Here is a 26,492-nt window from a genome sequence, read left to right on the forward strand (position 1 = left end):
TCAGGCTTGCTGAAGCACGCCGCGGAAGGCGGGGTCTTCCATCGCGCGGCCGGTGCCGATCGCGACGCAGGTCAAAGGATCGTCGGCCACCGTCACCGGCAGTCCGGTTGCTTCCTTGAGCAGTTCGTCCAGTTCGGCGATCAGCGCGCCGCCGCCGGTCAGGACGATGCCCTGGTCGACGATGTCGGCAGCGAGTTCAGGCGCGGTATTTTCCAGCGCGATGCGCACGCCCTCGACGATCGTGCCGATCGGCTCGGACAAAGCTTCGGCGATCTGCGCCTGGTTGATCGAGATTTCCTTGGGCACGCCGTTCACGAGGTCGCGGCCCTTGATGTGGATCGTCAGCCCGACCCCGTCGGCGGGGATGCGCGCGATGCCGAAATCCTTCTTGATCCGCTCGGCGGTCGCTTCACCGATCAGCAGATTATGGTGGCGGCGGACATAGGAGACGATCGCTTCGTCCATCTTGTCGCCGCCCGCGCGGACCGAGGTGGTATAGGCCAGGCCGCGCAGCGAAAGCACCGCAACTTCGGTCGTGCCGCCGCCGATGTCGACGACCATCGAACCGATCGGTTCGGTGACGGGCATGTCGGCGCCGATCGCGGCGGCCATTGGTTCCTCGATCAGCCACACTTCGCTGGCACCCGCATTCGAAGCGGCATCGCGGATCGCGCGGCGCTCGACGCTGGTCGAGCCCGAGGGAACGCAGATCACGATTTCGGGGCTGCGGAACGCGTTGGGCTTGCCACCATGGACCTTGGTGATGAAGTGCTTGATCATCTGTTCGGCGACGTCGATGTCGGCGATGACGCCGTCACGCAGCGGACGGATCGCCTCGATGCTGTCGGGGGTCTTGCCCATCATCAGCTTGGCGTCGTCGCCAACCGCCTTGACCCGCTTTATCCCGTTGATCGTCTCGACCGCAACGACCGAGGGTTCATTCAGAACGATGCCTTTGCCCCTGACATAAACCACCGTGTTGGCGGTGCCGAGGTCGATAGCCATGTCTTGGGAATTGAATTTGAACCAGCGGGAAAAGAAGGACATCGATACTGCTTCCTGTCATCGAAGCCGCGCCCCTGATGGGCGCGCCCCTATCGTGATTTTACCGTGCGCCCGGCCGGCGACAGCTACAATCAGGGGGAGATTCCGGCTCGTCCACAGGGGGTGGCTGGACAAAATGATCAGGGCTGTGCGGATGGGTCGCGATTTGCGTTCGACTGCGCTAGGAGAGCGGCCATGTCAATACGTCGCCTGCCGGAAAAGCTAGTAAATCGGATCGCAGCCGGTGAAGTGGTCGAAAGACCCGCCGCGGCGCTCAAGGAACTGGTTGAAAACGCCATCGATGCCGGTTCGACTCGCATTTCGGTGCGAATCGCCGAGGGCGGGATCGCGCGGCTGGAGGTCGAGGATGACGGCTGCGGCATGACCGCCGGCGACATGGCGCTCGCGCTTGAACGCCATGCAACCTCGAAGCTGCCGGACGATGCGATCGAGGATGTCACGACGCTGGGGTTTCGCGGCGAGGCGCTGCCTTCGATCGCCAGTGTCGCGCGGCTGACGCTCGAAAGCCGCGTGGCGGGCGGTGACGGCTGGCGGCGAGTCGTCGATAATGGCGCGGTGACGGCCGAAGGCCCTGCGGCGCTGGGCAAAGGGACCCGGGTCGTAGTCGAGGACCTGTTCGCGCGCGTCCCGGCGCGCCGCAAATTCCTGCGCAGCGGACGCAGCGAATATGCCGCGTGCATCGATGTCGTGAAACGGCTTGCAATGGCGCGGCCCGACGTCGGCTTTACCGTCGAGCATGACGGGCGCCGGGTGCTCGACGTGCAGGGCGGGCAGGACCAGCTGACGCGTGTCGCGGCGCTGACCCAGCGCGATCTCGCCGCGAACAGTATCGGGGTCGATATCGACCGAGGCGACGTGCATCTGGGCGGCGTGATCAGCCTGCCGACCTACAATCGCGGCATCGCCGACCATCAATATCTGTTCGTCAACGGCCGTCCGGTGAAGGACCGGCTGCTCGTCGGCGCGCTGCGCGGCGCTTATGCAGACCTGCTTGCGCGCGACCGTCATCCCGTGGTTGCCCTGTTCTTCGATGTGCCGACGAGCGAGGTTGATGTGAACGTCCACCCGGCGAAGACCGAGGTGCGCTTTCGCGATCCGCAGCTGATCCGTGGCATGATCGTCGGCGGCCTCCGCCGCGCGCTCGACGAACATGGATTCCGCAGTGTGCAGCGTCCGGCCGAGGCTGCGCTCGCGGCGTGGCAGCAGGAACCCGTCGCGCCGCAACCGCCGGTGCCCACCTTGTTCGCAGGCAATCCGTCGTACGCGCAAGTCCCGCCTGCCCATTGGGGGGATGGTGCGACAACGGCCTTGCTGCACGACCGCATCGTCGATTTCACGCCGCCGCGCGACGCGCTGCCGATGGGCCGCGCCGAACCTGCGACCGCGCCGGTGCCTGGAGCCGAGGCGCATCCGCTCGGCATCGCACGCGGGCAGATCGCAAAGACCTATATCGTTGCCGAAGCCGAAGACGGTCTCGTCATCGTCGACCAGCACGCCGCGCACGAAAGGCTGGTGCTCGAGCAGCTGCGTCGCGGCATGTCCGGGCAGGCGGTGCCGTCGCAAGGCTTGCTGCTGCCCGAAGTCGTCGAGCTCGACGAGCCCGCATGCGACCGGCTCGAGGCCGCGGCGCTGCAGCTTGCCGCGCTCGGGGTCGAACTCGAGCGCTTCGGTCCCGCCGCGGTGATGGTCCGCGCGACGCCGGCGATGCTCGGCGCGATCGATTGCCAGAAGCTCGTTACCGATATCGCCGACGATCTGGCGGGCTATGACGCGGCGCTGGGCCTGAATGAAAGACTGGAACTGGTCGCCGCGACGATGGCCTGCCACGGATCGGTGCGCGCCGGTCGCACGCTGAACGTCGCCGAAATGAATGCGCTATTGCGCACGATGGAGATCACGCCGCATTCGGGCCAGTGCAATCACGGGCGACCGACATGGGTGAAGCTGGCGATGGACGATGTCGAGAAATTGTTCGGGAGGAAATAGGATGGGGTTTCGGATCATTGCCATGTCGCTCGCGGCGGCCTTGCCCGCGGCAGCTTCCGCGGCTCCTGCTGCGCATTCCTGTCCGGCGGCACCCGTCCTGCCGCCCGAACTCGCAGACTGGGCACGGAACACGTCGAGCAAGACCATCTACGCCTATGGCGCCGACCTTGGCGCCGACTGGTCGCCGCTCGGCGCGGCGCGTACCGAATTGCCGCTGCACAAGTTTGAAAGCCTGCGCTATGGCATCGCGCCTGAACGCAAGCCCGATGTCTACAAATTCGGCGGGATGATTCCGATCGACGTGAAGAAGGCGGGGCGGCTCGTCGTTGCGCTCGATGCGGGCGCGTGGATCGATCTTGTGCGCGACGGCGCGGTGGTGAAATCGCTCACCCACGGACATGGCCCCGCTTGTTCGGGCATCCGCAAGATGGTCGAGTTCGACGTGACGCAGGGGCGCTATCAGCTTCAGATCATCAACGCGCCGACCGCGTCGATCCACGCGATGGCGGTGCTGCGCGACTGATCAGGGCAGGCGTTTCGTAAGCTCTCCCACGGCATCGCTCCGCAGCGGGGCGATCCCGATCAGCCGCATCAACAGCGGATAGACTTCGATATTGTCGACGATCCCGACGTCGCCCGACAGCCCGCTGTTATACGCGACGAACAGCGCCAGCATCTCGGAATCCTGATTGTCATAACCGTGTGCGCCGCCTTTCACGGGCCAGGTCGGCGGCCCGGCAAGGATCGTCCAGCCCGGCTCGGCAATGCAGATGATTGCCGCAACGCGCGGATTCTGGCCGTAATGCAGCCGCTTCGGCAACGCTTCGCGGCGGTTGCACACCATATGATCGTGCGGCTTCAGCAACGCCCTGTAAACGCGATCGTCGGTGCCGGCGGCGGGCTCGATCGCGGCATAGGGGCCGGTCTCGACCGCGATGATGCTCGGCAGGTCGATCATGTCGGCGAGCTGGATCACGCGCGCCTCGTCGATCGCGCGCATGCCATGATCGGCGACGATCAGCATCTGCACCGGCTGCTGCATCGCAGAAAGGCCTGCGACCAGATCGCCGATGCGGGTGTCCACCTGCGCGATCGCCGCGTTCACTTCGGCACTGTCAGGGCCAAATTCGTGCCCTGCATTGTCGACCGCCTCGAAATAGAGGGTGACGAAAGCGGGCCGGATATCCGCCGGGCGGCGCATCCAGTCGAATATGGTGTTGACGCGCTGGGCATAGCCGACATGTTCGTCATAGCGCAGCCAGTCGGGCGGCCGGCTGTCGTGGATCGCAACCTCGCTCCCTGGCCAGAACATCGTCGCGCTGCGGACGCCGGCCTTGCCCGCCGTGATCCACGCCGGCTCGGCTTCGTCCCACCAGAAGGGATCGAGCGACTGCTTCGGATCGCCAAGGCTGAACTTCACGTTCGGGCGTCGCGGGTCGATCATATTGTTGCCGACGATGCCGTTGGTGTCGGGGCGCTTGCCGGTCACGATCGCATAATGATTGGGGAAGGTCTTGGTGGGGAAGGACGGACGCAACTTGCCGTGCGCACCCTCCGCCGCCAGCCGTGACAGGTTCGGCGTGATTCCGCGATCGAGATAGTCGGCCCGAAACCCGTCGATCGAGATCAATATGGTTACAGGCACCCGCGCGCTCTCGTCATGCGCTTGCACGGCGACGGGAAACAGGAAAACGAGCAGCAGCGAGACAAAGCGTATCATGCGGGTTCCGCTAGGGGCGATCCATGACGGTCCGGCGACAGCTCAAGCCATCTTAATCCCGGCGACGCCATTTTCGACGACGCCCGTCGCGCGCTTCGACAGCGTATTGACCGGGGTCGTCACCTTGTCGACGACCATGAAATGCGTTTGCCACGCCTCGCGATTGACGTCGCAAACCATATAGCCGCGCTGGTCGTTCGCGAATTTGAGTTCGGGATTGAGCGCGAGGAAGGTATCGGTGCCGTTGCGCTTGTCGCTGCCGTCGCCGCCGCTCGAAATCGACGTGCCGACGAATTCGGCCCCGACTATCTTGTCCTTCGACACGAGATCGCCGCAGAAATTCTGATGCTCGTCGCCCGTCAGCACGACATTGTTCTTGAGCCCCGCCATGCGCGACAGGATGCGTTCGCGCGGCGCCTCATATCCCGCCCAGCTGTCGAGATTGACGATCTTCTTCGGCTCCTCTGCCTTGCGGCGGCGGTCGAGCGACATCATCGTGATCTGCTGGGCAAAGGCGTTCCACGTCGCGCCGCCCTTCGCCAGATTGCGGCCGAGCCACTCTTCCTGCGCCTTGCCGAGAACTTGCGTACTCTTGTCGAACACGCCCGGACACGCGGGCTTGAAGCCGTCGTCGCATGGCTGGTCGCTGCGATATTGCCGCGTGTCGAGTAACTGCATCGCCATCAGGTCGCCATAGCGAAACTCGCGGTTCATCGCGACCATCCCGCCGCGCGGCAACAACGCCTTGCGCACGGGCATATGTTCGTACCACGCCTGCATCGCTGCCTGTTTCTTCAGCATGAAGACTTCGGGCGGCGCGGCTTCAGGATCGTTGACGTCGAGGTTCAGCTTCCAATTGTCGATGTCGGACACCCAGTCATTGCGGATCTCGTGATCATCGAAGCTCGACAGAAAGGCGTGGACCGAACGCGCCGCCTGCAGATCGATGTCGCCGAGCTGCTGGGCATAGGCGGTACGAAAATCGCCGAGGTCGACGAGTGCGCGATGTGCATGCTTGCGCACCGGGCGCGTCGGCAGCCCGGTGTTGAACAGATATTCCTCGCTATATTCATAGATGAAGTCGCCATAATGATAGACGAAGGCAAGGTCTTCGCGCGCAAGGTGGCGATAGGCGCCGAAAAAGCCAGCCTCGAAATGCTGGCAGCCCGCGACGCCGAATTTCAGCGCGTCGGCTTTGGCGCCCGGCGCCGGCAGGGTGCGCGCGCGGCCGCGCAGGCTGCGCTCGCCGCCGGCGGTAAAGCGGTAATAATAGGGCCGGTCAGGCTGCAGCCCCGCGACCTCGACATGGACGCTGTGCGCCAGCTCGGGTCGCGCAAGCTCTGTACCCTTGGCGACGACATCACGAAATCCGCCGTCGCTGGCGACCTCCCAATCGACCGGCACGTTGGTCAGCGGCATCCCGCCATGCGGCTCCATCGGCTCGGGGGCGATACGCGTCCAGATAACGAAGCCGTCGCTCGCCGGATCGCCCGCCGCAACGCCGAGGCTGAACGGGAACTCGCGAAAAATACCGCCCTCGGCGCGCAGGATAGCGGGGGCGGCAAGGCCGGCGAGGGTGGCCCCGGCAAGGAAGTGACGGCGGTTGAACATGGCTGGGCTCCGTGGGGCGATTCGAAGCCCCTGATAGCCCAGTCCCATGTTTCATCAATGACCGATGCGGCGGCGATTAGAGCCACATCGACGTCATCCACAGCGCCATCGCGACCATCATCACATTTTCGGTCAGGGAAACGAAGCCGAGCGGCACCTTGCTGCTGCCCCCGACACACGCGCATTTGATGTCGCGCTTGTCGATATAGACAGCCTTGAATACCGACACCGCGCCGATGCCGCCGATGAACAGCGCAAGCGGGATCGAGATCAATGGCAATGCATTCGCGGTCATCAGCACGCCGGCCAACCCCTCGGCAAACGGATAGATTGTGCCGTAGGGCACCCAGCGCTTGGCGAGCAGGTCGTAATTCAGGAACATCGTCGCGAACTTATCGACATCTTGAAGCTTCAGCAGCGCGAGGACGATCATGCTGAACGAGATGAACCATTCGACGGCGCGTAGGGTAAAAAGCTCGCCATAGACCGAAAAGCTTGTGGCCAGCGCCATCAGCGCGGTCATTGCGAACAGTGCGATGACGGAGGTGTAGCTGGTGGCGTCGGGATCGGCGACCTTCAGCCCCAAATGGCGGCGCAGATCGTCATGCCCGCCAATCCGCACCCCGTCGATAAAGGTCTGCGGCGTCGTCTTGACGCCATGCTCGGCCTTGAACGCGTCAGTTACCTCGCGCGTCGTCAGCCAGCGGTCGTCGACTATGAAGCCGCGGCTTTCCAGCAGATGTTTCGATTTGAGGCCATAGGGGCAGGTGTGACCCGGCATGACCATGCGATGGAGTGTTGCTTGGTGTTTCATGCATCCCATATAGCCTCCGTACCATGGTACGGAGTCAAGCGATGCAACTCACGATCGGAAAATTGGCCGCCGCGGGCGATGTCGGGGTCGAAACGGTGCGCTATTACCAGCGCCGCGGATTGCTCGATATGCCCGCCCGCAGCGGGGGCGACGGCTGGGGCGGGGGGATTCGCCGTTACGACGCGGACGACGTCAGGCGCTTGAAATTCATCCGCTCGGCGCAGGCGTCGGGCTTCACGCTCGACGAGATTTCCGAACTGCTGGCGCTGGAGGCCAGCGATGATCGCGTGCGTGTCCGCACCCTCGCACGCCAGCGGATCGACGTGCTCGACGAAAAGATCGCGCAGATGACCACAACGCGCGCCGCCCTCGCACGCCTCGCCGACCAGTGTGCGGCGAGCGACAAAGGGCCGTGCCCGATTTTGACAGCATTCGAGCCATAGGGGCCGTCGAAACTTCCGAGAATGGCCGCTAACGACCGATACTGTTGAAAAAGTCGGCCGCGGCGACGCGCACATCGATTCTCAGCAAGAATGATTCACGGCCGCTCGGGCTCGCGAATGATTGATGCGCAGAATGCGCCAGCCCGATTCCGATGTTTCCCGTCAAAACCCCCTTCGGACTTTTTCAACACCATCGACCAATTGCGGACGTTCGCAGCGCGTGCGAAAGATCGACCATGACCAACGATTACAAAGCGCGCTTTGATGAGCGGGTATGGATGCTGATGAAGCATAAGCCGGTAGAGAACCCTGCGTGATGCTTCCTCTTTCTGACAAGGCTTTCTACGCGCTCGCGCTCGTTTGGTTCGCGCTGATTGCAGTCGCCCCCCGTGGGACTATTCTCGCCATAAGCCTTGGGCAGTCTCGCATAAGTGACACAGGCGTGAAGGCGCTTCGTTGGCTCGGGAGATTTTTTGCGCTGGTCGCCCTCGGAAACCTTGCATGGCTGTTTATACGCTAGTCTGCTCGCAAATATGCGATCGCCATGACTTTTGCTGGCGGCTTGCGCCCGCCCACTCTCGAAGAGAGGTGGGGCGATGACCGGAAACGACCAAAATTGGTCGCAGAATGGGCCGATGCTGATTTCCGATAGCGGCCATTGCCGTCGCGCATAGTCGTGATGCCCAACTTCGGAATGGTAGCTGCGCTACGATCCCATGGCAGTGAAGATTTTGCCGAATGCGAAGTAGCTTGTGACGATGAGCGCCGTGAGGATTGCCCACCGGACAACGAAGCGCCATCCGGACAACGGAGCGACGTCATGTGGCGGGGGTCTGAAAGGTGGCGCGCCACGCTTCTTCAGAATAACGAGCGCGATGGCTAGGGCGGCGACGACCAACGTCAGGAACACGGGATATTGTCCTTGCGCGCCGCGCGATAGGCGCATTCAATGATCCTGAAGTGGATCGTCTCCTAATGACCGCTATCCACTCTATCGCTCGAAAAGCAGATGTACAACTAACCACCCCAAAGCAGACCCATCGCTGCTCAAAACAGCTTTCCTACATTATTTCCACATGCCAGCATTCGACTGGCTCTTTGAACACGTCAACCATCTGCTCCTCCGCCTAACGCGACTATGAGACATTTGCGACGCGCACATGTGTCGCCCTAAAGCCGCAAAAGACACAATTCGGACCCACGCATGCCGGGCTTTTGTGGCTTTAAGCGCCGGCCGGCCATGCAATGACGAAGCGGATCAGCTGTGCAGGAAGTGCATCACGTCGCCGTCATGGACGACATAGGCCTTCCCTTCGGCGCGCAACTTGCCGGCTTCGCGCGCGCGCGCTTCGCCGCCCAGCGCGACATAATCGTCATAGGCGATCGTTTCGGCGCGGATGAAGCCCTTCTGGAAATCGCTGTGGATCTCGCCCGCGGCTTCGGGGGCGGTGGCGCCGGTGTGGACGGTCCATGCGCGCGCTTCCTGCGGCCCGACGGTGAAAAAGGTGATCAGGTGGAGCAGCTCGTATCCGGCGCGGATGACGCGGGCGAGGCCGGTTTCGTGAAGGCCCATTTCTTCGAGGAACTCGAGCCGGTCGGCCATGTCCATCGTCACCAGCTCGCTTTCGATCGCCGCCGAAACGACGACCGCCTGCGCGCCTTCGGCGGCGGCTTTGGCGAACACTTTTTCCGAAAAGGCGTTGCCGTTCGCGGCGCTGCCTTCATCGACGTTGCAGACATATAGGACGGGCTTCGAAGTCAGGAGCTGCGCGGTGCGCAGCACGCGGGCTTCTTCCTCGTCCTTGGGTTGGGTCAGCCGCGCGGGCTTGCCTTCGCGCAGCAGGTCGAGCGCCTGCCCGAGTACCGAGGCGGCAATCTTCGCTTCCTTGTCGCCCTGTGCCGCCTTTTTGGTAAAGGCGGGGACGCGCTTCTCGAGGCTTTCGAGATCGGACAGCAGCAGTTCCGTCTCGACCGTCTCGGCGTCGGCGACGGGATCGACCTTGTTCTCGACATGCTGGATGTCGTCATCCTCGAAGCAGCGCAGCACATGGACGATCGCGTCGACTTCGCGGATGTTGCCGAGGAACTGGTTGCCCAGCCCTTCGCCCTTCGACGCGCCGCGCACGAGGCCGGCAATGTCGACGAAGGCGAGCTGCGTCGCGATGATCTTTTTGCTGGTCGCGATGGCCGCCAGCTTTTCCAGCCGCGCGTCAGGCACCGCGACATTGCCGATGTTCGGCTCGATCGTGCAGAAAGGATAGTTTGCCGCTTGCGCCGCCGCGGTTTCGGTCAGCGCATTGAACAGGGTGGACTTGCCGACGTTGGGCAGGCCGACGATCCCGCATTTGAAACCCATAAAAACTCCGTGAGGTTCGGCGCGCTGTTGAATGAGGCGCCGCTGTTGCAGCGCCCCTAGCGCCAAGTCGTCGCCGACGCCAGTCCTTGCCGCCGCGCTTTGCCGTTGCGTCCGGTTCAGACTTGCGCCTTTATCGCATCCGGCATGACGAAACCCCGCTTCCTTCTCGCCGCCGGTATCCTTCTGACTGTTGCTGCAACCGCCGCTGTCGCCGGGCAGAGCCGCTTCGAAGAGGGCGTTTTTACCGAACTCAACCGCTTTCGCAGCGACCCCGCCGCCTATGCCGAATATCTGCGCGACTATCGCCCCCGCTTCGAGGGCAAGCTCCTGGTCAGCAACGACGACAGCGAGATCGACATCATGACGCGCGAGGGTGTCGCCGCCGTCGACGAGGCGATCCGCGACCTTCGTCGCGAAAAGCCGCTCGTCGAACTCGAATGGAGCGACGCGCTGGCGCGCGCCGCCGCCGACCATGTCGCGGTCCAGTCGCGGTCGGGTGCGGTCGGTCATTACACAAGGGGTAGTGGTCCCGGCGAACGGATGAAGGCGCGGGGCGGCGGGCCCTATGTCAACGAAGTGATCACCTATGGCCACCATAGCCCCGAGGGCGTCGTCGACCAGCTATTGATCGACGATGGCGTCCCGGATCGCGGGCATCGCCACAGCCTGCTCCGTCCCGAGCATCGCTTTGCAGGGGTCGCGTGCGGGCGGCACCCGGTGCACCGGACGATGTGCGTTACGTTGATGTCGCAGACGCGCGACGGCTCGCCTCCGCCACCCCCGCAAAGAAAAGCGCCCTGACAGCAAGAACTTGCGCCGTGACTTCGGTAACATGACATTCCTCTGACGCCGCCGCCCGCCTCCGACGTGGAGGCGGGCGGCGCGCTGGATCAGGCGCCTACCGGCTGGGCGTCGGTCCGCCGTACGACGATCGTCGACGAACGCGGCTTCTCGCCAGCGATCGGCCAGTTCCCGGTCGGATGTTGGATATTGACGAAGAAGGTCTTGAGGTCGGGGGTGTAGGCTAGCCCCGTGATCTCGCAGCCGAGCGGGCCGACAAGGAAGCGCTTCGACTGCTTGGTGACCTGGTCGATGTAGAACATCGCATTGTGACCAAAGGCCTGGTCGATCGTCGTGCCCGCAACACCCGAATTGCCGGGAACGCTGTGATCGGTCTGCACCCACATGCGCCCTTGCGGATCGATACGGATGCCATCGGGGCTGGAGAAGGTGTCGCCGTTGATATTCCCGGTCAGGTTGCTGCCGCCGGCCGCGAGCGTCGGGCTGCCGCCGAGCAGGAATACCTCCCAGCTGAACTTCAATGCCAGCGGTGAGTCGCCTTCTTCGCGGAATTTGACGATGTGCCCGTGCAGGTTGGTCACGCGCGGGTTCATCGGGTTGGTGACCCGGCGGCCACTATTGTTCGTCAGGGTAACGAATATTGCCTTGTTGTCCGGCGCGACGGTGATCCACTCGGGGCGGTCCATCACCGTGCCGCCGGCGACGCGCGCGGCCGATTTGCAGTTGATCAGCACATCGGCCTGATTGTTGAAATTGACGACAACCGGCGTCGGAGGGGTCGTGCTCTGGCTCACATTGCCCGGATCGGAGGCGCTGGCCGTCAGGCCATTCTGTCCGACGACCAGTGCGCGCCACTCACCCGTGCCGTCGCCGTTGAAGCGCGCGACATAGAGCGTGCCATAGTCCAGCAGGTCGGCGTTCGCGGCGCGGTTCGACGCGCTGTACGCGCGGTCGGGGACGAATTTATAGATACAGCCCGGGGTTCCGTCATCGCCCATGTAAAAAGCGACGCGACGGTCGCTGTTGGCCATGAAGGCCGTGTTTTCGTGGTCGAAACGGCCCATCGCGGTGCGCTTCGTCGGCGGCGACAGCTCACGCATCGGATCAATCTCGATCACCCAGCCATAATCCGTCTCGGGCTGCGTCGGGTCGAGGTAATTGTCGGTCGATTCTTCGCAGGTGAGATAGGTGTCCCATGGCGTGCGGCCGCTCGAACAATTGTTCAGCATGCCTTTGATCGACCCCGACAGCAGGCCGGCAGCCGGACCGCCGACGCGATAGCTGCTGTTGCCGGTATAGCGGCGGTTATAGGTCGATCCCGCCTGGACTGCCCATTTGCCGTCGCTGCCCTTGGAAATCTCGACGACGCTGATGCCGACCGCCGACAGCGCGAGCGCCTTCTGGTCGGCCGTCGCCGTTGCCGCATTATAGGCACCCGCCATCAAAATGTTGAAGTCGGGCAGTTCGTGATTGATGGCCAACAGGCCGCGGTTGTTGGCATCGACGCCCGGGAAGGCGAAATATTCCATGCCGTCGTGATTGCCGCCGGCCCATTTCTCCGCGACCGCAGGGGTTGGGAAGCTGCCCGAATAAGCGGTGCCCGCCTCGACCGAATCACCTGCTTTAAGAAGAATATCGACAGTATAGCCCGCGGGTACCGTCACGGCGTCATTCTGGTTGGCAGCGACCGACGTGAAATTGACTGCAAAGCTGGCCGGGGGCGGGGTGGGGGTTGGCGTGGGAGTCGGCGTCGGGGCGGGAGGCAGCGTGACAGTCGGATCTCCGCTGGTGTCGTCACACGCCGCGAGCGCCATGGCGGGGAGGACCGAGAGTCCAAGCAGCCCGCCGCGCAGAAGCGAACGGCGCGTCGGATTTTCGGCGATGATCGCCTCCAGACTGTCCGGTGCGCAAATGTCGGTGGTTTCGCCGCGATAAGGCGCACGGAATTCGTCGGTAAGATGTGACATGCAGTCCCCCTGTTTTCGGTTGAGCCCCGGACTGGTTGTCCGGATGAGGTGGCGCACCGATTGCAGAGGGAGGTGTCAGCTCCATGGCTTCACCGTGTCAGCAAAACATGATTCTTGTTACGTTTGAGTGACATGGGGGCGGGTCCCGCGGGATCCGTAACGCCGGGCGGGTCGGATTTTACCGGATGCTAACCATAAGCGGCTAGATTTTGCGCGGGAAGCAGGCCGGGTTCGCTCTGCACGGGAATTGGGGATCAGCCTTGCAAATGCAGATTGCGCGGAATTTCCCGTGGCGCTGGGGCCTGTGGTGGCTGCTGTTGCCCAACCTTGCGTTTATCGCGATGTGGCCGATCGGTGGCCCCCGCATGGCGGCTTCGATGACGATATGCGGCGTGATCGCCGTGCTTCTGTCGAGCTGGGGTCATCATCCCGCGCGCACCATCATCGCCATCGGTCTGTTTGCTTTCAACCTGATGGCCTACATCGCGCTGTCATTTAATCTGGACCTGACGGCGATGCTGGGTTCGATGCAATTTGCGGGCGAACTCGACCCCGTCCAGTCGCCCGAATATCTGATGGGCGCCGTTTTGCTGGCCGCATCCCTCGTAACGCTCGTTGTGCTCGGGCCGCGCATTCCGCCGCTCAAGACGCGCGATCATAAAATTCTGGCGCTTGGTCTCGTTGCTTTGCTGATCACCGTCGATATGGTCGCGACCGCCGGGACGCGCGGTTCCTATCTGATGAGTGCGCCGACCGGCGCCCCCGTCGATTCCGCGGTGATCCAGAACCGTATCGCGCCTTCACAGGTCAGGGCGCGCAATCTGGTGGTCATCGTCGTCGAATCCTGGGGCGTGTCATCCGACCCGTTCGACCGGGCGTTGTCGGACCAGCTGTGGAACCCGGCTCGTTGGGGCGGCCGCTATGAAGTGACGCGCGGACGCAGTCGCTACTATGGATCGACCACCAGCGCCGAGCTGCGCGAACTCTGCGCCGCGTGGGCAGATTTCCAGACCTATGATTTCGATCATGCCGATTGCCTGCCGCAAAAATTTCGGAACGCGGGCTTCCAGGTGGAGGCGTTGCACAGTTTCAACGGCATTTTCTTCAATCGCGCGCACTGGTATCCCAAGATCGGTTTTGAACGCGCGCTGTTCTCGAAAGAGCTTATCGCCATGGGCGCCGATCATTGCGGCAGCGTGTTTCCGGGTGCATGCGACAGCGACGTCCCGCGTCTGATCGGCCAGCGACTGCGCGAAGCGCCGGACCGGCGCAAATTTCTCTATTGGCTGACGCTCAACGGTCATATTCCGGTGCCGTCCGATCCGGAATTGGGCACCGACAATTGCCAGCTCGGCAATGCGACGTGGCGCGATCAATATCCGATGCTGTGCCGCAGCTTCGAGTTGCAGCGGCAGCTGTCCGACAGCATCACTGCAGAAATCATGAAGCCCGATTTTCCCGACACCGATATTCTGATCGTCGGCGACCATATGCCGCCCTATTTCCGGCGCGACCTGCGCGTGCGTTTCGACCATGGGCATGTACCGTGGATCATGCTGCGCAGTCGCAGGGCGGCCAAAGCGGTTAAGCTGCCGGCCGCCTGACAAGCTCCCCCATCTCAAGCGTTCGCGAGGGAGGCTAGCCAGCTTTCTAGTGCGCGCGGATTTCGCAGCCGAACGATGCGGCCCGAATATTCTTTGAGCTGTCGTTCGGTGCGAACGCGCGGACCGTAATTCCATGTCATAAGATAGAACAGGAATTCGAGATCGAAGCGTTCGGGGCATCCCTCGGTCATGTCGGGCCGGGTGCGCCCGCGATATTTCCAGATACGGCCAAGCAGGCGGCGGACGCAAAGGCGGATCGGAAAATCGAGATAGACGACCGTATCGGCGTGACGCAGCCGGACGTCCAGCGTGCCGCCGTAATTGCCATCGATCAGCCAGCGCTGGGAAGCGGTGATGGTGTCGAGCTTGGCACGCAACGCCTCTTTGCCGCCTTCGATCCAGCCGGGGCGCCAATTGAGCTGATCGATGTGGAAGACGGGAAGATCCAGCTTCTCGCCCAGTTTGATCGAAAGCGTCGACTTTCCTGCGCCGCAGGGACCGATGACGAGCACGCGCTGCATGGCATTCAGCCGTTCAGGCGCCGGGCAAGGTCGCTCTGGAACCGTACATCGTCGCCCTCGGCGAGCCATTTCGCTTCGGCCGCGATCGCGCCGAGCAGATCGATCAACGGTTCCATCTCGCTCTTGTGATAATTGCCGAGGACGTGGCCGGTCACGCGGTCCTTGTGCCCCGGATGGCCGATGCCGATCCGCACGCGGCGAAAATCCTCGCCGATATGCTGGATCATCGACCGGATACCATTGTGGCCCGCCGCGCCGCCACCCTGCTTGACCTTGACCTTCATCGGCACGAGGTCGAGCTCGTCGTAGAAAGCGGTGACGTCCTGCGGGGTCAATTTATAGAAATCGAGGGCGGCGCGCACGCTGCGGCCGCTTTCGTTCATGAAGGTGCCGGGTTTGAGCAGCAGAATACGCTGCGATCCGATGCGCCCGTCCTGAATCCATCCCTGGAATTTCTTGGCGGGGGCAGGAAAGTCGTGGACGTCTGCGATGACGTCGGCGGCCATGAAGCCGACATTGTGGCGGTGCATCGCATATTGGGGCCCGGGATTGCCGAGGCCGACCCAGAGCTGCATGCCATCCGCCTTTCGTGGAGGGCCCCTCCCGCCAGGGGAGGGGCCGCCCGAATAAGATCAGGCTTCTTCGGCGCCTTCGGCCGCTTCGCCTTCTTCGCTCGCCGTGTCGCCGGCAGTCGACTTCATAGCCGACGGCGCAACGATCGTCGCGATGGTGAAATCGCGATCGGTGATCGCGCTTTCGCTGCCCTTGGGCAGAGTGACGTTGCTGATGTGGATCGAATCGCCGACATCATAACCGGTAACGTCGATCTGGATGTCATCGGGCATCTTGTCCGAATCGCAGATCAGTTCCAGCTCGTGGCGAACGATGTTCAGCACGCCGCCGCGCTTCAGGCCCGGCGAGGCTTCTTCGTTGATGAACAGCACCGGGACCGCGACCGTGACCTTGGCATCCTTGCTGATGCGCAGGAAGTCGGCGTGGATCGGGCGATCCTTGACCGGGTGGAAAGCGACGTCCTTCGGCAGGGTACGCACCTGCTTGCCATCGACTTCGATCATCACGATCGAGTTCATGAAGTGACCCGTCATCAGCTGCTTCATCAGCAGCTTTTCTTCGACGTGGATCATCAGGGGTTCTTCTTTGCCGCCATAGACAACGGCGGGGACGCGGCCATTACGACGCAGTTCACGTGAGGCTCCCTTGCCTCCCCGATCACGCGTCTCGGCCGACAGCACCAGCTGGTCGCTCATCATTTTTCTCCGAAACAGATTTCACAGTCCGCCACGCCTCCAGGGATGACCATGGACGGAAGCGAGGGCGCTTAGCGGCGGAATGCCCGAAATGCAAGCGCCAGCCCGCTATTGTACGCGGCGAACCTTCAGCCCCTCGGCTTCCAGCATTGCCGGTACGCCGTCGGTCCCGACCAGGTGTCCGGCTCCCACCGCCATCAGCACGGTTCCGGGCTGTTCCAGCCGCTTCCGTGCCCACGCGCTCCAGCGATGGTTGCGGTCGGTGACAATGGCCGCGCGCGCCGCCGGCACGGCATCGACATCTTCGTTGATGACCTTTTCCAGTGCCGCAACATCGCCGCGGCTCCAGGCCGAGGTCAAGGCATTGACCTCTTTGACAGCATCGTTTGATTTCTCCGCCGCACGGGTCAGGAGCTTGCGCTGCGTCGGCGGATCCAGAGTTTCGAACAGCATCAGTTGCTCTTGTGCGGTTTCCAGGCCGCCGATCGGCTTGCCTGCCGCTTCGAACGTTTCGGTGAGGCCCGTTTCGACGCCGTCGGCGGACGATAGTTCGGCGTTCTGCGCAACGCGCTGACCCATCAACACCATGACGGCCCAATCGTCGAAACGCTCGCCGCCAAAATCGTCGCCGGTCGCCTCCAGCGCGCGGTACCGCGCCAGAGCGGTGCCCGAGAGCCGCGCATTGATTGCAAGCGGCGCGTCTCGCGGTGCGAGCTTTCGGAACACGCCGCCCGCCACCGCGAGTTCGGCCGGTGATAATTCCATCACCAGTTCGTCGGCGGCGCTTATCGCGTCCGCGACCTTGCCCGCGTCCCAATCTGTTCCGCGGGGCAGGGCGTGCATCGTACCGAGCATATAAATGCGTGTGTCGTCATCTTCGACAAGCCACATTGCAGGCCGCGCCTTTTGTTCCGGTTCGACGGTGCCGCATGCGGCGAGCAGCAACGGCAAAAGGGCCGCCGCAAAGCGGCGACCCCATTGTCCGGAAAGATGCGTTTCGAGTTTCAATATTTAACCCGCTTTACCGTCAGGCCCTGCGCTTTCAGATAATCCTGCACACTTTTTTCGCCTGCGAGATGGCCTGCGCCAACGGCGACAAACACCGTGCCGGGCTTATCCATTCGCGCTTTCAACTGGTCGGCCCAGCGGGCGTTGCGATCCCATAGCAGTGTCTTGGCGAGTTCGGGGGTCGCCGCCATGCTTTCGTTCATCGTCACGGCGAGGCCGTCCGGATCGCCCTTCGCCCACAGCACGACCATCTTGTCGAGCTGCGGGCCAAGCTTGTCGAGATCCTTGACCACCGCGTTGAGGAAGGTCACCTGCTGCGTTTCGGGAAGCGCGTCGAAGAAGCCGAGCTGCTGGCTCAGCGTTTCAAGGCCCGCAACCGGCTTGCCCGCCTTTTTGGCATGCGCGGTCAGCAGCTTTTCCGCGCCCTGTTCGGGATCATATCCAAGCTTGGTCAGCGGCAGCACCGACAGGGTGATCGCCGGGAACCAGGGTTCGAAGATATCGAACTGGGCGGGCGGCAGCCCGACGCTTGCCATGGCCGCCTGATAGGCCTTGAGCTGATCGGCATCGAGGCGTGAAGACAGCGTCTTGCCGGTCTGGTCGATCGCGAGCGGCATCATCACCTTCGCCATCTCGGCCTGATCCTCGGGCATCACGATTTCGAGCATGAGTTCGTCGGACTTGTCGAACGCGGTTTTCACCGCTTCGTCGAACCAGCTGAGGCCGGGCTTCAGCACATGGACGGTGCCAAAGAGATAGATCGTCGTGTCCGCATCCTTGACGACCCACAGCGCCGGATCGGCATCGGTCGTCGCTGCAGCAGGCGCTGCTGCGGTTTCGGCGGCGGCGGGCGCTGCGCTCAGTGCAAAGGGAATGGCTGCACAAGTGGTGGCGAACAACTTGAACCAGGTCTTCATGGAGAAATTACCTTTTATTTTCGGCGCTTATGGCCGGAATTGACGAGGAATGGGAGTAAAATATTCAGCGGAACTTGAGCCACAGCCAGACGATCGCGTTCACGATCATCGAAAACAGGAACAGCAACATCGTGTCCGCGGGCGGGGCAAGGCCGGCCCGATTCAGGACCCACCAAACCGGGGCGGGAACGATGAAGGCATACCAGCCGGCAAGTCCCGCCCACAGCCATGCCCGCTCTTCATGATCGTCGATCGCGCGGTGATAGATGGTCATCGAAATCGCGAGCCCGACCGCCCAAAAAAGCGATGCGCCGATCGCAAAGCCAGCGCTGAGCGATCCATGGAATGCCGTTTCCAGGCCGTCGCGGCCCGCCGGCTGGTCGGCGACCATCCAGCCGCCGATGATCCCGCCGAGCACGGCGGCAAAGCCAAGCGCAAAACGGTAACGTCGCTGGCGCGGCGATGCGCGACGGCGCGCTTTGGATGGTTGGGCTTCAGTCATCGATATTTCCTTCATGGCCGTCATCGAAAATCTCCTCGATCGGCATTTCGAACAGCCGCGCCAGCTTGAAGGCGAGAGGAAGCGAGGGGTCGTATTTTCCCGTTTCGATCGCGTTCACCGCTTGCCGCGAGACATCGAGCCGATCGGCGAGTTCCGCCTGGCTCCAGTTCCGCATCGCGCGCAGCACTTTCAATTTATTGTTCATCGGCGCCTCGCCAGAATTTCCACCCGAAGGATCTCGGCCTTCCCATAGCGTATCAAAATGCCGGGGAAGGGAATTTTTGTCCGGGCCTTGGGAATGGTCGGGATTGGGGCGACAGGGTCGGATCGTCCTTCGCCAGACAAGAGGCTGGAGCGCCGCCCTATGGAGGGCGCTCCAGCCCAAGTCGCCAGCCGTCACCGGGGAGGCACGGCGCGAGCGAAGCTGTCGCGTTCCTGTCTTACCGGGCGGCGTCGACCATCAGTAGTGCGAGCTGCGTACTGCCTTGTGCGCGGGCGATCGCCTGCCTGGTCTGGAGTTCGACATTGGCGAGGGCGTTTGAAAGGCAGGCCGACCGGCGGGCGCTTTCCGCGGCGCCTCGAAGGCCGGTGTAGCAGACGCTGCGCGCGGCGCTCTTCAACCGGGTGTCGAGACGCTCGCGATCGGCGGCGTGGGTCAGGTTCAGATCGTCGATGCGGACTTCGACGGTGGGGTTTCCGGTTTCGGCAGCCATGACGGGCGCCGCGGCAACAGTGAGCGAAAGGGCGAGGATCAGCGTGCGGGTCATCATGTCTATGTCTCCTTGGATTGGCTGGGTTGGGTCATGTGAACCTGTCTTCATGTCAGGTATGCATGACTATATGTCGCGATTCGCTGACTGTGTCAATAACACCTTACAAAAAGTTTTGGAGACCTGACTAAAGCGCGCCTTTTCATAGTCGAGCAATCGGCGGGGAGCCTTGACCGTGCCGCCCTGCTGCGCCAATGCGGCGACGATTTTTGCACCTGCGAAGGAATTGCGGCCGTGGCCGACGGGGCGGACAAGACACCACTCAGCTTTCAGGACATGATCCTGACGCTGCACGCCTATTGGGCGGCGCGCGGCTGCGCGATTTTACAGCCTTATGACATGCGCGTCGGGGCAGGGACGTTCCATCCGTCGACGACGCTGCGCAGCCTCGGCCCCGAGCCGTGGAATGTCGCCTATGTCCAGCCGAGCCGCCGTCCGACCGACGGCCGCTATGGCGAGAACCCGAACCGGCTCCAGCATTATTACCAATATCAGGTCATTTTGAAGCCGTCGCCCGCCGACCTGCAGGAACAATATCTGGGCTCGCTGGCCGCGATCGGCATCGACCCGCTGCTTCACGACATCCGCTTCGTCGAGGATGACTGGGAATCGCCGACGCTCGGCGCATGGGGGCTCGGCTGGGAAGTCTGGTGCGACGGGATGGAAGTCACCCAGTTCACCTATTTCCAGCAGATGGGCGGCTTCGACTGCAAGCCCGTCGCGGGCGAGCTCACCTACGGGCTCGAACGCCTCGCCATGTATATCCAGAATGTCGACAATGTGTACGACCTGCGCTTTTCCGACCCGGTCGGTGACGTGCCGGGGGTCAGCTATGGCGACGTCTTCCTCGAGAATGAAAAGCAGTTCTCGAAATGGAATTTCGAGGTTGCCGACACCGACACGCTGTTCGCGGGTTTCAAGGCCGCCGAGGCCGAATGCCAGCGCGCGATCGCCGCAAATGTCCCGCTCGCCGCCTATGATCAGGCGATCGAGGCAAGCCACCTCTTCAACCTGCTTCAGGCGCGCGGCGTGATCAGCGTGCAGGAACGCGCCAATTATATGGCCCGCGTCCGCGACCTCGCAAAGGGCAGCTGCAAGGCGTGGATCGACAGCCAGTCCGAACGCTGGACCGCAAAATATCCGGGGTGGACGCTGTGACCGATTTCCTTCTCGAACTGCGCTCGGAAGAAATTCCCGCCCGCATGCAGGCCGGCGCGCGCGCCGAACTCGAAAAGCAGTTCCGTGCGCAGCTTGCCGCTGCGGGCCTCGAAGCCGGCGACCTCACCATCTGGTCGACCCCGCGCCGCCTCGCGCTGATCGCCAAAGGCCTGCCCGAAGCGACCGCCGCGGTCAGCGAGGAACTCAAAGGCCCGCGCAGCAGCGCGCCGCCGCAGGCGCTCGAAGGCTTCCTCCGCAAGACCGGCCTGACGCAGGACCAGCTCGAAGACCGCGACGGTGTCTATTTCGCCGTCATCGACAAGCCCGGCCGCGCGACCGCCGATGTGCTCGCCGAGGCGATCCCCGCAATCATTCGCGCCTTCGCCTGGCCCAAGTCGATGCGCTGGGGCAAGGCCAGCGCGAGCAGCGAAAGCCTGCGCTGGGTCCGCCCGCTGTCGGGCATCGTTGCCATCTTCGGCGAAGAGTTGATTCCGTGTGAAGTTAGCGGGATTTCTGCCGGTTTCGCAACGCGTGGCCACCGTTTCCATTGCCCGGGCGAGATCACCATCGGCTCGGCGTCCGACTATGCCGAAAAGCTGCGCGCCTGCCACGTCATCGTCGACCATGAGGAACGCCAGTCGATCATCCGCGACGGCGCCGCCAAGGCTGCTGCCGACGCCGGGCTGACGCTCGTCGAGGACGAGGGGCTGGTAATCGAGAACGCCGGCCTCACCGAATGGCCGGTGCCCTTGCTCGGCCGCTTCGACGAAGCGTTTCTGGAAGTGCCGCCCGAGGTCATCCAGTTGACGGCGCGCGTAAACCAGAAATATTTCGTCGTGAACGACGCGGCAGGCAAGCTCGCGAACGGCTTCGTCTGCACCGCGAACATCGCCGCGGTCGACGGCGGGACAGAGATTGTTGCGGGGAACCGCAAGGTGCTGGCAGCGCGGTTGTCCGATGCGCGCTTCTTCTGGGAACAGGATCGCAAGACCAAGCTGGAAGACCACGCCAAAAAGCTCGACCGCATCACTTTCCACGAAAAGCTCGGGACGGTCGCCGACAAGGTCGAACGCGTCGCGAAGCTCGCCGAATGGCTGGCGAGCGAAGGCATCGTCCCCAACTGCAACCCCGCGCTCGCGCGGCTGGCTGCGGAATTGGCGAAGGCCGATCTCGTCACCGAAATGGTCGGCGAATTCCCCGAATTACAGGGTCTGATGGGCGGCTATTACGCCCGCGCCGAAGGCTTGCCCGATGCGGTCGCCGACGCGATCCGCGACCATTACAAGCCGGTCGGGCAGGGCGATGATGTGCCCACCGCGCCGGTTACGGTGGCTGTAGCGCTGGCGGACAAGCTGGATACGCTTTTTGGCTTCTTCCGCGAGGATATGTTTCCGACCGGATCGAAAGATCCGTTCGCGCTTAGGCGTGCAGGCATTTCTTCGCTGCGTCTAATTTTGCAAAATGGGTTGAAGCTATCGACTGACGCCGCAGCGACCCAATGGCTTGGTCAAAGCGATCCGGCTGCCCAATTGAACGAAAAGCAGATCGCTGATCGCAAAATTCTAACAACGATTCCTGACTTTTTGACGGAACGCTTGGCGGTCCAACTGCGCGAAACTGGCATATCGGCAGATGTGGTGCAGGCTTCCCGCGAGTGGAACAGCCGAGATGACACCCGGCTCGATCGCACCGAGGCTCGCGCTCGAGACTTGCAAGCATTTCTGGCGACCGAGGACGGCGCCAATCTGCTCGCGGGCTACAAGCGCGCGGCGAATATCCTTAAGCAGGCGGGCGAGGTAAGCGCTACAGCCGCGGCGACGCCGCCGACCGATGCCGACGCCGCGCTGCTCGCTGCGCTTGACGCCGCTGAGCCTGCGGCCTCCGCCGCGGTCACGGACGAACGCTTCACCGACGCCATGGCAGCACTCGCTTCGCTCCGCGCGCCGATCGATGCCTTTTTCGACGGCGTGATGGTCAACGACCCCGACGAAGCGGTCCGCGCCTATCGTCTCGGCCTGCTCGCCCGATTTACCGGCGCGGTGCATGGCGTGGCGGATTTTTCGAAGATCGAGGGCTGACGTTACGGCAACTTTGCAGCGAACGAAGTAAAACTGAATCGACGATAACAATTCTCCACCCTATCCAGCCGCAACCTCCTCCCCGGGGCAGCAGGAGCATAAGATGACGACGATGGTGCATTTGTTCGGCGGCGACGCGACGACGGCCGAACGGTCGAAGGAATTGCTGGGCGGCAAGGGGTCGAACCTCGCCGAAATGGCCTCGATCGGCCTGCCGGTGCCCCCGGGCTTCACGATCACCACCGACGTCTGCACTGCTTATTATGCGAATGGCGAACAATTCCCTGCGGGCCTGATCGAAGAGGTCGCTGCGGGCATCGTCCATATCGAGGGGATTACTGGCAAGAAGTTCGGCGATCCCGCCGATCCGCTGCTCGTCTCGGTCCGCTCGGGCGCGCGCGTGTCGATGCCGGGGATGATGGACACCGTGCTCAACCTCGGGCTCAACGACCGCACTGTCGTTGGCCTGTCCGACGCGTCGGGCGACCCGCGTTTCGCGTGGGATAGCTATCGCCGTTTCGTTCAGATGTATGCCGACGTCGTCATGGGCCTAGACCATGCCGAGTTCGAGGAAGCGTTGGAAATCGCCAAGGAAGACAGGGGCTTCTATCTCGACACCGAGATGTCGGCTGAAGACTGGCAGGCGCTGGTCAAGGAATATCAGGCGATCGTCGAGCGTGAAACCGGCGCGCCGTTCCCGCAGGAGCCGAACGACCAGCTATGGGGTGCGGTTGGCGCCGTGTTCGCGAGCTGGGAAAGCGACCGCGCGAAGGTCTATCGCCGCCTGAACTCGATCCCCGCCGAATGGGGCACCGCGGTCAATATCCAGGCGATGGTGTTCGGCAATATGGGCGACACCTCGGCAACCGGCGTCGCGTTCACCCGCGACCCCGCGACCGGCGAGCGTGCCTGGTACGGCGAATGGCTGATCAACGCGCAGGGCGAAGACGTCGTCGCGGGCATCCGCACGCCGCAGTACCTCACCAAGATCGCGCGCGAAAAGGCGGGTGCCAAGCCGGCATCGATGGAAGAAGCGATGCCCGAGACCTTCGAGGAACTCGGCCGCGTCTTCGACACGCTCGAAACCCATTATCGCGATATGCAGGACATCGAGTTCACCGTCGAACGCGGAACTTTGTGGATGCTGCAAACGCGTTCGGGCAAGCGCACCGCTAAGGCGGCTCTCAAGATCGCGGTCGAAATGGTCGCCGAAGGACTGATCACCGAGGAGGAGGCCGTTGGCCGCGTCGATCCGGGCGCACTCGACCAGCTGCTCCACCCGACGCTCGACCCGAAGGCACCGCGTGACGTGCTGACCAAGGGTCTTCCCGCAAGCCCCGGCGCGGCGTCGGGCAAGATCATGTTCACAGCCGATGGCGCTGAAAAGGCAGCCGAAATGGGCGAGGCCGTAATCCTCGTTCGCGTCGAAACCTCACCCGAAGATATTCACGGTATGCACGCGGCAAAGGGCATATTGACCGCGCGCGGCGGCATGACGTCACACGCCGCGGTTGTCGCACGCGGCATGGGCCGTCCTTGCGTATCGGGTGCGGGCGGGCTGTCGATTGATGGCGCGACGCGCATTTTGCGCGTCGGCGGACGCGAACTGCGCGAAGGCGATATATTGACCCTCGACGGCTCGACGGGCGAAGTGATGGCCGGCGAGGTTCCGACCCTGCTTCCCGAACTCGTCGGTGATTTCGGCACGCTGATGGTGTGGGCCGACCAGGTCCGCCGCATGAAGGTGCGCGCCAACGCCGAAACCCCGCAGGACGCCCAGGTTGCGCGCGATTTCGGCGCCGAGGGCATCGGCCTCTGCCGCACCGAGCATATGTTCTTCGACGCCGCGCGTATCACCGCGGTGCGCGAGATGATCTTAGCCGAAAATGAGGACGGCCGCCGCGCCGCGCTCGCCAAGCTGCTCCCCGAACAGCGAGGCGATTTCGCGGCGATCTTCGGGGTGATGGCGGGGCTTCCCGTCACCATCCGCCTGCTCGATCCGCCGCTTCACGAATTCCTGCCGACGCGTGAAGAGGATTTCGCCGATGTGGCCGAGGCTGCGGGGGTCGGGATCGAAGCGCTCAAGGCGCGCGCCAATGAGCTGCACGAATTCAACCCGATGCTCGGCCATCGCGGCTGCCGCCTCGGCGTCACTTACCCCGAAATTTACGAAATGCAGGCGCGTGCGATCTTCGAGGCGGCGTGCGACGTCGCTGCCGAAACCGGCGCCGCGCCGATCCCCGAGGTGATGATCCCGCTGGTGGCGACGCGCCGCGAATTCGATCTGATGAAGGCGGTCGTCGACGCACAGGCCAAAGCTGTGTTCGCGGAAAAGGGTCGCGAGATCGCTTATCTCGTCGGTACGATGATCGAACTGCCGCGCGCGGCGCTGATGGCGGGCGAGATTGCCGAGACCGCCGAATTCTTCAGCTTCGGTACCAACGACCTGACGCAGACCACGATCGGCATCAGCCGCGACGACGCGGGCCGCTTCCTGACGCAATATGTCGACAAGGGCATTTTCCTGACCGACCCGTTCGTCAGTCTGGATGTCGAGGGTGTCGGGCAGTTGATCGAGCTGGCGGCCGAGCGCGGCCGCAAGACGCGTCCCGACGTCAAGCTGGGCATTTGCGGCGAACATGGCGGCGACGCGCCGAGCATCCACTTCTGTGAAAAGACGGGTCTCGACTATGTCAGCGCCTCGCCTTACCGTGTCCCCATCGCCCGCCTCGCGGCCGCTCAGGCTGCGCTGAAAAAGGGCAAATAACGGGGCGAAAACGGGGAGGGCGCGCATGAAGAGCTGGCACCGCTATGCGATCACATTGGTGGGCGGGATAGCGGCGGGGCTCGGCGCGGCCTGGTGGATCACCGGCGGCGGTCTCAGCGACGGCGCGATCGTCAACGGTCCATGGACGACGTCGCTCGGCTTCGGCACGAAGGCGACAGACCCGATCACCCGCGCCGCGGTGGCGCGCGCCGGGCTCCTCGCGCTGCCGGCGACGGAAACCGTCTATTGGTCGGCGAAGACCGACGCTGGGGGCGCGAAGCTCGACGGCAATTGCCGCTATAGCCTGTCGGGTACGCCGCTCGATGCCCGGTGGTGGAGCGTAACCATCTATGACGAGGCAGGCTATCTTGTCGCGAACCCTGCGAACATCTGGTCGGTGAACGGCGCGAATGTCGCGCTCGATGCCAAGGGCGAGTGGCGCGTCACAATCGCGCCGGCGAAGCCTGTAGCGGGCGCCTGGCTTCCCGGAACGAAGGGGCAGCCCTTTCATCTGACGTTGCGAATGTACAACCCCGGCAAGGGTTTCCGCGCCGATCCTGCGAAGGCGGTGCTGCCGCGAATCGTCAAGGAGGGCTGCTGAGATGCGCAACTGGCTCGGTCCGCTCCTTCTCGGCGTTCTGGTCGCCGCGGGCACCGCATACGCCTCCATTTGGGCGATCCCTTATGGTCTGATGAATGTCGCAATCGACCGGTTGGGGCAGGGCGGTACCAACACCATGTCCTACGGCAATCTCGCGACACCGGAACGCCAGCCGGTCGTGCGGCCGAGCCCCGATCTGGCTTATTCGAGCTGCCCCTATGATCTGTCGGCAGGACCGATCGCGATCGATGTTGCGCCGGTGTCGGGCCGTTATACATCGCTCAGCATCTTCGACGCCGCGACCGACGTGATTTTCGTGCGCAACGATGTCGAAGCAGGCACGAAGCCATTTCGAATCATCGTCGCCCGCGAGGGACAGGCTGTGCCGAAGGGCGCCGAGATCGTGCGCACGAACCATGATCATGGCATCGCGTTGATCCGTCTTTTGCTGAAAGACCCCGCGGAAATTGGCGCGCTGGACGTGGTACGCCGACAATCGTCGTGCGCCACGGTCACAAAGCTGAAATAGGGGGTT

General features: G+C 63.1%; 24 protein-coding genes. 10 read left to right on the plus strand and 14 right to left on the minus strand.

All coding sequences use genetic code 11. From position 1 onward, the window contains the following. Positions 1 to 1,047, minus strand: a complete 1,047-nt coding sequence (locus AC3A43_RS03840; protein WP_088441978.1) for a rod shape-determining protein — start codon at positions 1,045 to 1,047, stop codon at positions 1 to 3. 192 nt (positions 1,048 to 1,239) lie between these two features. Between AC3A43_RS03840 and mutL the strand changes: the two genes are divergently transcribed. Continuing rightward, complete coding sequence (mutL, locus tag AC3A43_RS03845; protein WP_487791209.1) at positions 1,240 to 3,051, plus strand: DNA mismatch repair endonuclease MutL; 1,812 nt, start codon at positions 1,240 to 1,242, stop codon at positions 3,049 to 3,051. Position 3,052: 1 nt separating this feature from the next. Then, positions 3,053 to 3,574: a homogentisate 1,2-dioxygenase gene (locus tag AC3A43_RS03850; protein WP_487791210.1), complete on the plus strand. Its 522-nt coding sequence runs from the start codon at positions 3,053 to 3,055 to the stop codon at positions 3,572 to 3,574. On the opposite strand, the gene AC3A43_RS03855 is transcribed toward AC3A43_RS03850, so the two are convergent. The 3 genes from AC3A43_RS03855 to AC3A43_RS03865 form a co-directional block, all read right to left on the minus strand. After that, a complete protein-coding gene (locus AC3A43_RS03855) occupies positions 3,575 to 4,771 on the minus strand; it encodes an alkaline phosphatase family protein (protein ID WP_487791211.1) in 1,197 nt (398 codons plus the stop codon). It abuts the gene before it with no gap. 42 nt (positions 4,772 to 4,813) lie between these two features. After that, positions 4,814 to 6,382, minus strand: a complete 1,569-nt coding sequence (locus tag AC3A43_RS03860; RefSeq protein WP_487791212.1) for an alkaline phosphatase D family protein — start codon at positions 6,380 to 6,382, stop codon at positions 4,814 to 4,816. Positions 6,383 to 6,458: 76 nt separating this feature from the next. After that, on the minus strand, positions 6,459 to 7,196 hold the full coding sequence (locus AC3A43_RS03865) for a MauE/DoxX family redox-associated membrane protein (RefSeq protein ID WP_487791213.1): 738 nt from the start codon (positions 7,194 to 7,196) through the stop codon (positions 6,459 to 6,461). A gap of 41 nt (positions 7,197 to 7,237) precedes the next feature. On the opposite strand from AC3A43_RS03865, the gene AC3A43_RS03870 reads away from it, so the two are divergent. Next, entirely contained in the window at positions 7,238 to 7,639 is a 402-nt protein-coding gene (locus AC3A43_RS03870; protein ID WP_487791214.1) for a MerR family transcriptional regulator, read from the plus strand. Between the two features lie 1,258 nt (positions 7,640 to 8,897). On the opposite strand, the gene ychF is transcribed toward AC3A43_RS03870, so the two are convergent. Then, on the minus strand, positions 8,898 to 9,995 hold the full coding sequence (ychF, locus tag AC3A43_RS03875) for a redox-regulated ATPase YchF (protein ID WP_487791215.1): 1,098 nt from the start codon (positions 9,993 to 9,995) through the stop codon (positions 8,898 to 8,900). Between the two features lie 144 nt (positions 9,996 to 10,139). Between ychF and AC3A43_RS03880 the strand changes: the two genes are divergently transcribed. Next, the gene (locus AC3A43_RS03880) at positions 10,140 to 10,796 is read left to right on the plus strand and encodes a CAP domain-containing protein (protein ID WP_487791216.1); all 657 of its coding nucleotides are present in this window, start codon (positions 10,140 to 10,142) and stop codon (positions 10,794 to 10,796) included. Between the two features lie 89 nt (positions 10,797 to 10,885). Here the strand turns inward: AC3A43_RS03880 and AC3A43_RS03885 are convergent, their stop codons facing one another. Further along, positions 10,886 to 12,763 carry a PhoX family protein gene (locus AC3A43_RS03885; protein ID WP_487791217.1) on the minus strand — a complete coding sequence of 626 codons (1,878 nt, stop codon included), beginning with the start codon at positions 12,761 to 12,763 and terminating at the stop codon, positions 10,886 to 10,888. A 266-nt stretch (positions 12,764 to 13,029) separates the two neighbouring features. Between AC3A43_RS03885 and AC3A43_RS03890 the strand changes: the two genes are divergently transcribed. Continuing rightward, positions 13,030 to 14,367, plus strand: coding sequence for a sulfatase-like hydrolase/transferase (locus tag AC3A43_RS03890; RefSeq protein ID WP_487792018.1), 1,338 nt, complete (start codon positions 13,030 to 13,032; stop codon positions 14,365 to 14,367). 14 nt (positions 14,368 to 14,381) lie between these two features. On the opposite strand, the gene AC3A43_RS03895 is transcribed toward AC3A43_RS03890, so the two are convergent. The 8 genes from AC3A43_RS03895 to AC3A43_RS03930 all read right to left on the minus strand — a co-directional run bounded on the left by AC3A43_RS03895 (position 14,382) and on the right by AC3A43_RS03930 (position 19,353). Next, positions 14,382 to 14,888 (minus strand): P-loop NTPase family protein, encoded by a 507-nt coding sequence (locus AC3A43_RS03895; protein ID WP_487791218.1) that lies wholly within the window; start codon positions 14,886 to 14,888, stop codon positions 14,382 to 14,384. A gap of 5 nt (positions 14,889 to 14,893) precedes the next feature. Continuing rightward, positions 14,894 to 15,463, minus strand: a complete 570-nt coding sequence (gene pth, locus AC3A43_RS03900) for an aminoacyl-tRNA hydrolase (RefSeq protein ID WP_487791219.1) — start codon at positions 15,461 to 15,463, stop codon at positions 14,894 to 14,896. Between the two features lie 57 nt (positions 15,464 to 15,520). Beyond that, positions 15,521 to 16,156, minus strand: coding sequence for a 50S ribosomal protein L25/general stress protein Ctc (locus AC3A43_RS03905; protein WP_487791220.1), 636 nt, complete (start codon positions 16,154 to 16,156; stop codon positions 15,521 to 15,523). Positions 16,157 to 16,264: 108 nt separating this feature from the next. Then, positions 16,265 to 17,164 (minus strand): TraB/GumN family protein, encoded by a 900-nt coding sequence (locus tag AC3A43_RS03910; protein WP_487791221.1) that lies wholly within the window; start codon positions 17,162 to 17,164, stop codon positions 16,265 to 16,267. After that, positions 17,161 to 18,081, minus strand: coding sequence for a TraB/GumN family protein (locus AC3A43_RS03915; protein WP_487791222.1), 921 nt, complete (start codon positions 18,079 to 18,081; stop codon positions 17,161 to 17,163). The genes AC3A43_RS03910 and AC3A43_RS03915 overlap by 4 nt, the downstream gene beginning before the upstream one ends. Before the next feature lie 64 nt (positions 18,082 to 18,145). After that, positions 18,146 to 18,583, minus strand: coding sequence for a hypothetical protein (locus AC3A43_RS03920; protein WP_487791223.1), 438 nt, complete (start codon positions 18,581 to 18,583; stop codon positions 18,146 to 18,148). Continuing rightward, positions 18,576 to 18,788, minus strand: coding sequence for a helix-turn-helix transcriptional regulator (locus AC3A43_RS03925; RefSeq protein ID WP_487791224.1), 213 nt, complete (start codon positions 18,786 to 18,788; stop codon positions 18,576 to 18,578). Before AC3A43_RS03925 ends, AC3A43_RS03920 begins: the two co-directional genes overlap by 8 nt. A 235-nt stretch (positions 18,789 to 19,023) precedes the next feature. Further along, positions 19,024 to 19,353 (minus strand): UrcA family protein, encoded by a 330-nt coding sequence (locus AC3A43_RS03930; protein ID WP_487791225.1) that lies wholly within the window; start codon positions 19,351 to 19,353, stop codon positions 19,024 to 19,026. A gap of 276 nt (positions 19,354 to 19,629) precedes the next feature. Here AC3A43_RS03930 and AC3A43_RS03935 point away from each other — a divergent pair, with 276 nt between their 5' ends. From AC3A43_RS03935 to AC3A43_RS03955, 5 genes are all read left to right on the plus strand, one after another. Continuing rightward, positions 19,630 to 20,511, plus strand: coding sequence for a glycine--tRNA ligase subunit alpha (locus AC3A43_RS03935; RefSeq protein ID WP_487792019.1), 882 nt, complete (start codon positions 19,630 to 19,632; stop codon positions 20,509 to 20,511). Continuing rightward, complete coding sequence (glyS, locus tag AC3A43_RS03940; RefSeq protein ID WP_487791226.1) at positions 20,508 to 22,589, plus strand: glycine--tRNA ligase subunit beta; 2,082 nt, start codon at positions 20,508 to 20,510, stop codon at positions 22,587 to 22,589. The genes AC3A43_RS03935 and glyS overlap by 4 nt, the downstream gene beginning before the upstream one ends. A 103-nt stretch (positions 22,590 to 22,692) precedes the next feature. Then, the gene (ppdK, locus tag AC3A43_RS03945) at positions 22,693 to 25,356 is read left to right on the plus strand and encodes a pyruvate, phosphate dikinase (protein ID WP_487791227.1); all 2,664 of its coding nucleotides are present in this window, start codon (positions 22,693 to 22,695) and stop codon (positions 25,354 to 25,356) included. A 25-nt stretch (positions 25,357 to 25,381) separates the two neighbouring features. Next, on the plus strand, positions 25,382 to 25,957 hold the full coding sequence (locus tag AC3A43_RS03950; protein WP_487791228.1) for a DUF1214 domain-containing protein: 576 nt from the start codon (positions 25,382 to 25,384) through the stop codon (positions 25,955 to 25,957). A gap of 1 nt (position 25,958) precedes the next feature. Then, positions 25,959 to 26,486 carry a DUF1254 domain-containing protein gene (locus AC3A43_RS03955; RefSeq protein WP_487791229.1) on the plus strand — a complete coding sequence of 176 codons (528 nt, stop codon included), beginning with the start codon at positions 25,959 to 25,961 and terminating at the stop codon, positions 26,484 to 26,486. The last annotated feature ends 6 nt before the right edge of the window (positions 26,487 to 26,492 follow it).

This window comes from Sphingopyxis sp. Soil_C_28 (assembly GCF_057657055.1).

Coding starts and splice junctions, on each gene's coding strand:
- AC3A43_RS03925 (WP_487791224.1), bottom strand. CDS start 18,788: ATGAACAATAAATTGAAAGTGCTGCGCGCGATGCGGAACTGGAGCCAG.
- AC3A43_RS03915 (WP_487791222.1), bottom strand. CDS start 18,081: ATGAAGACCTGGTTCAAGTTGTTCGCCACCACTTGTGCAGCCATTCCC.
- AC3A43_RS03840 (WP_088441978.1), bottom strand. CDS start 1,047: ATGTCCTTCTTTTCCCGCTGGTTCAAATTCAATTCCCAAGACATGGCT.
- AC3A43_RS03955 (WP_487791229.1), top strand. CDS start 25,959: ATGCGCAACTGGCTCGGTCCGCTCCTTCTCGGCGTTCTGGTCGCCGCG.
- AC3A43_RS03905 (WP_487791220.1), bottom strand. CDS start 16,156: ATGAGCGACCAGCTGGTGCTGTCGGCCGAGACGCGTGATCGGGGAGGC.
- ppdK (WP_487791227.1), top strand. CDS start 22,693: ATGACGACGATGGTGCATTTGTTCGGCGGCGACGCGACGACGGCCGAA.
- AC3A43_RS03935 (WP_487792019.1), top strand. CDS start 19,630: ATGATCCTGACGCTGCACGCCTATTGGGCGGCGCGCGGCTGCGCGATT.
- AC3A43_RS03860 (WP_487791212.1), bottom strand. CDS start 6,382: ATGTTCAACCGCCGTCACTTCCTTGCCGGGGCCACCCTCGCCGGCCTT.
- AC3A43_RS03930 (WP_487791225.1), bottom strand. CDS start 19,353: ATGATGACCCGCACGCTGATCCTCGCCCTTTCGCTCACTGTTGCCGCG.
- AC3A43_RS03855 (WP_487791211.1), bottom strand. CDS start 4,771: ATGATACGCTTTGTCTCGCTGCTGCTCGTTTTCCTGTTTCCCGTCGCC.
- pth (WP_487791219.1), bottom strand. CDS start 15,463: ATGCAGCTCTGGGTCGGCCTCGGCAATCCCGGGCCCCAATATGCGATG.
- ychF (WP_487791215.1), bottom strand. CDS start 9,995: ATGGGTTTCAAATGCGGGATCGTCGGCCTGCCCAACGTCGGCAAGTCC.
- AC3A43_RS03950 (WP_487791228.1), top strand. CDS start 25,382: ATGAAGAGCTGGCACCGCTATGCGATCACATTGGTGGGCGGGATAGCG.
- AC3A43_RS03885 (WP_487791217.1), bottom strand. CDS start 12,763: ATGTCACATCTTACCGACGAATTCCGTGCGCCTTATCGCGGCGAAACC.
- mutL (WP_487791209.1), top strand. CDS start 1,240: ATGTCAATACGTCGCCTGCCGGAAAAGCTAGTAAATCGGATCGCAGCC.
- AC3A43_RS03890 (WP_487792018.1), top strand. CDS start 13,030: ATGCAGATTGCGCGGAATTTCCCGTGGCGCTGGGGCCTGTGGTGGCTG.
- AC3A43_RS03850 (WP_487791210.1), top strand. CDS start 3,053: ATGGGGTTTCGGATCATTGCCATGTCGCTCGCGGCGGCCTTGCCCGCG.
- AC3A43_RS03880 (WP_487791216.1), top strand. CDS start 10,140: ATGACGAAACCCCGCTTCCTTCTCGCCGCCGGTATCCTTCTGACTGTT.
- AC3A43_RS03865 (WP_487791213.1), bottom strand. CDS start 7,196: ATGAAACACCAAGCAACACTCCATCGCATGGTCATGCCGGGTCACACC.
- AC3A43_RS03920 (WP_487791223.1), bottom strand. CDS start 18,583: ATGACTGAAGCCCAACCATCCAAAGCGCGCCGTCGCGCATCGCCGCGC.
- AC3A43_RS03870 (WP_487791214.1), top strand. CDS start 7,238: ATGCAACTCACGATCGGAAAATTGGCCGCCGCGGGCGATGTCGGGGTC.
- AC3A43_RS03895 (WP_487791218.1), bottom strand. CDS start 14,888: ATGCAGCGCGTGCTCGTCATCGGTCCCTGCGGCGCAGGAAAGTCGACG.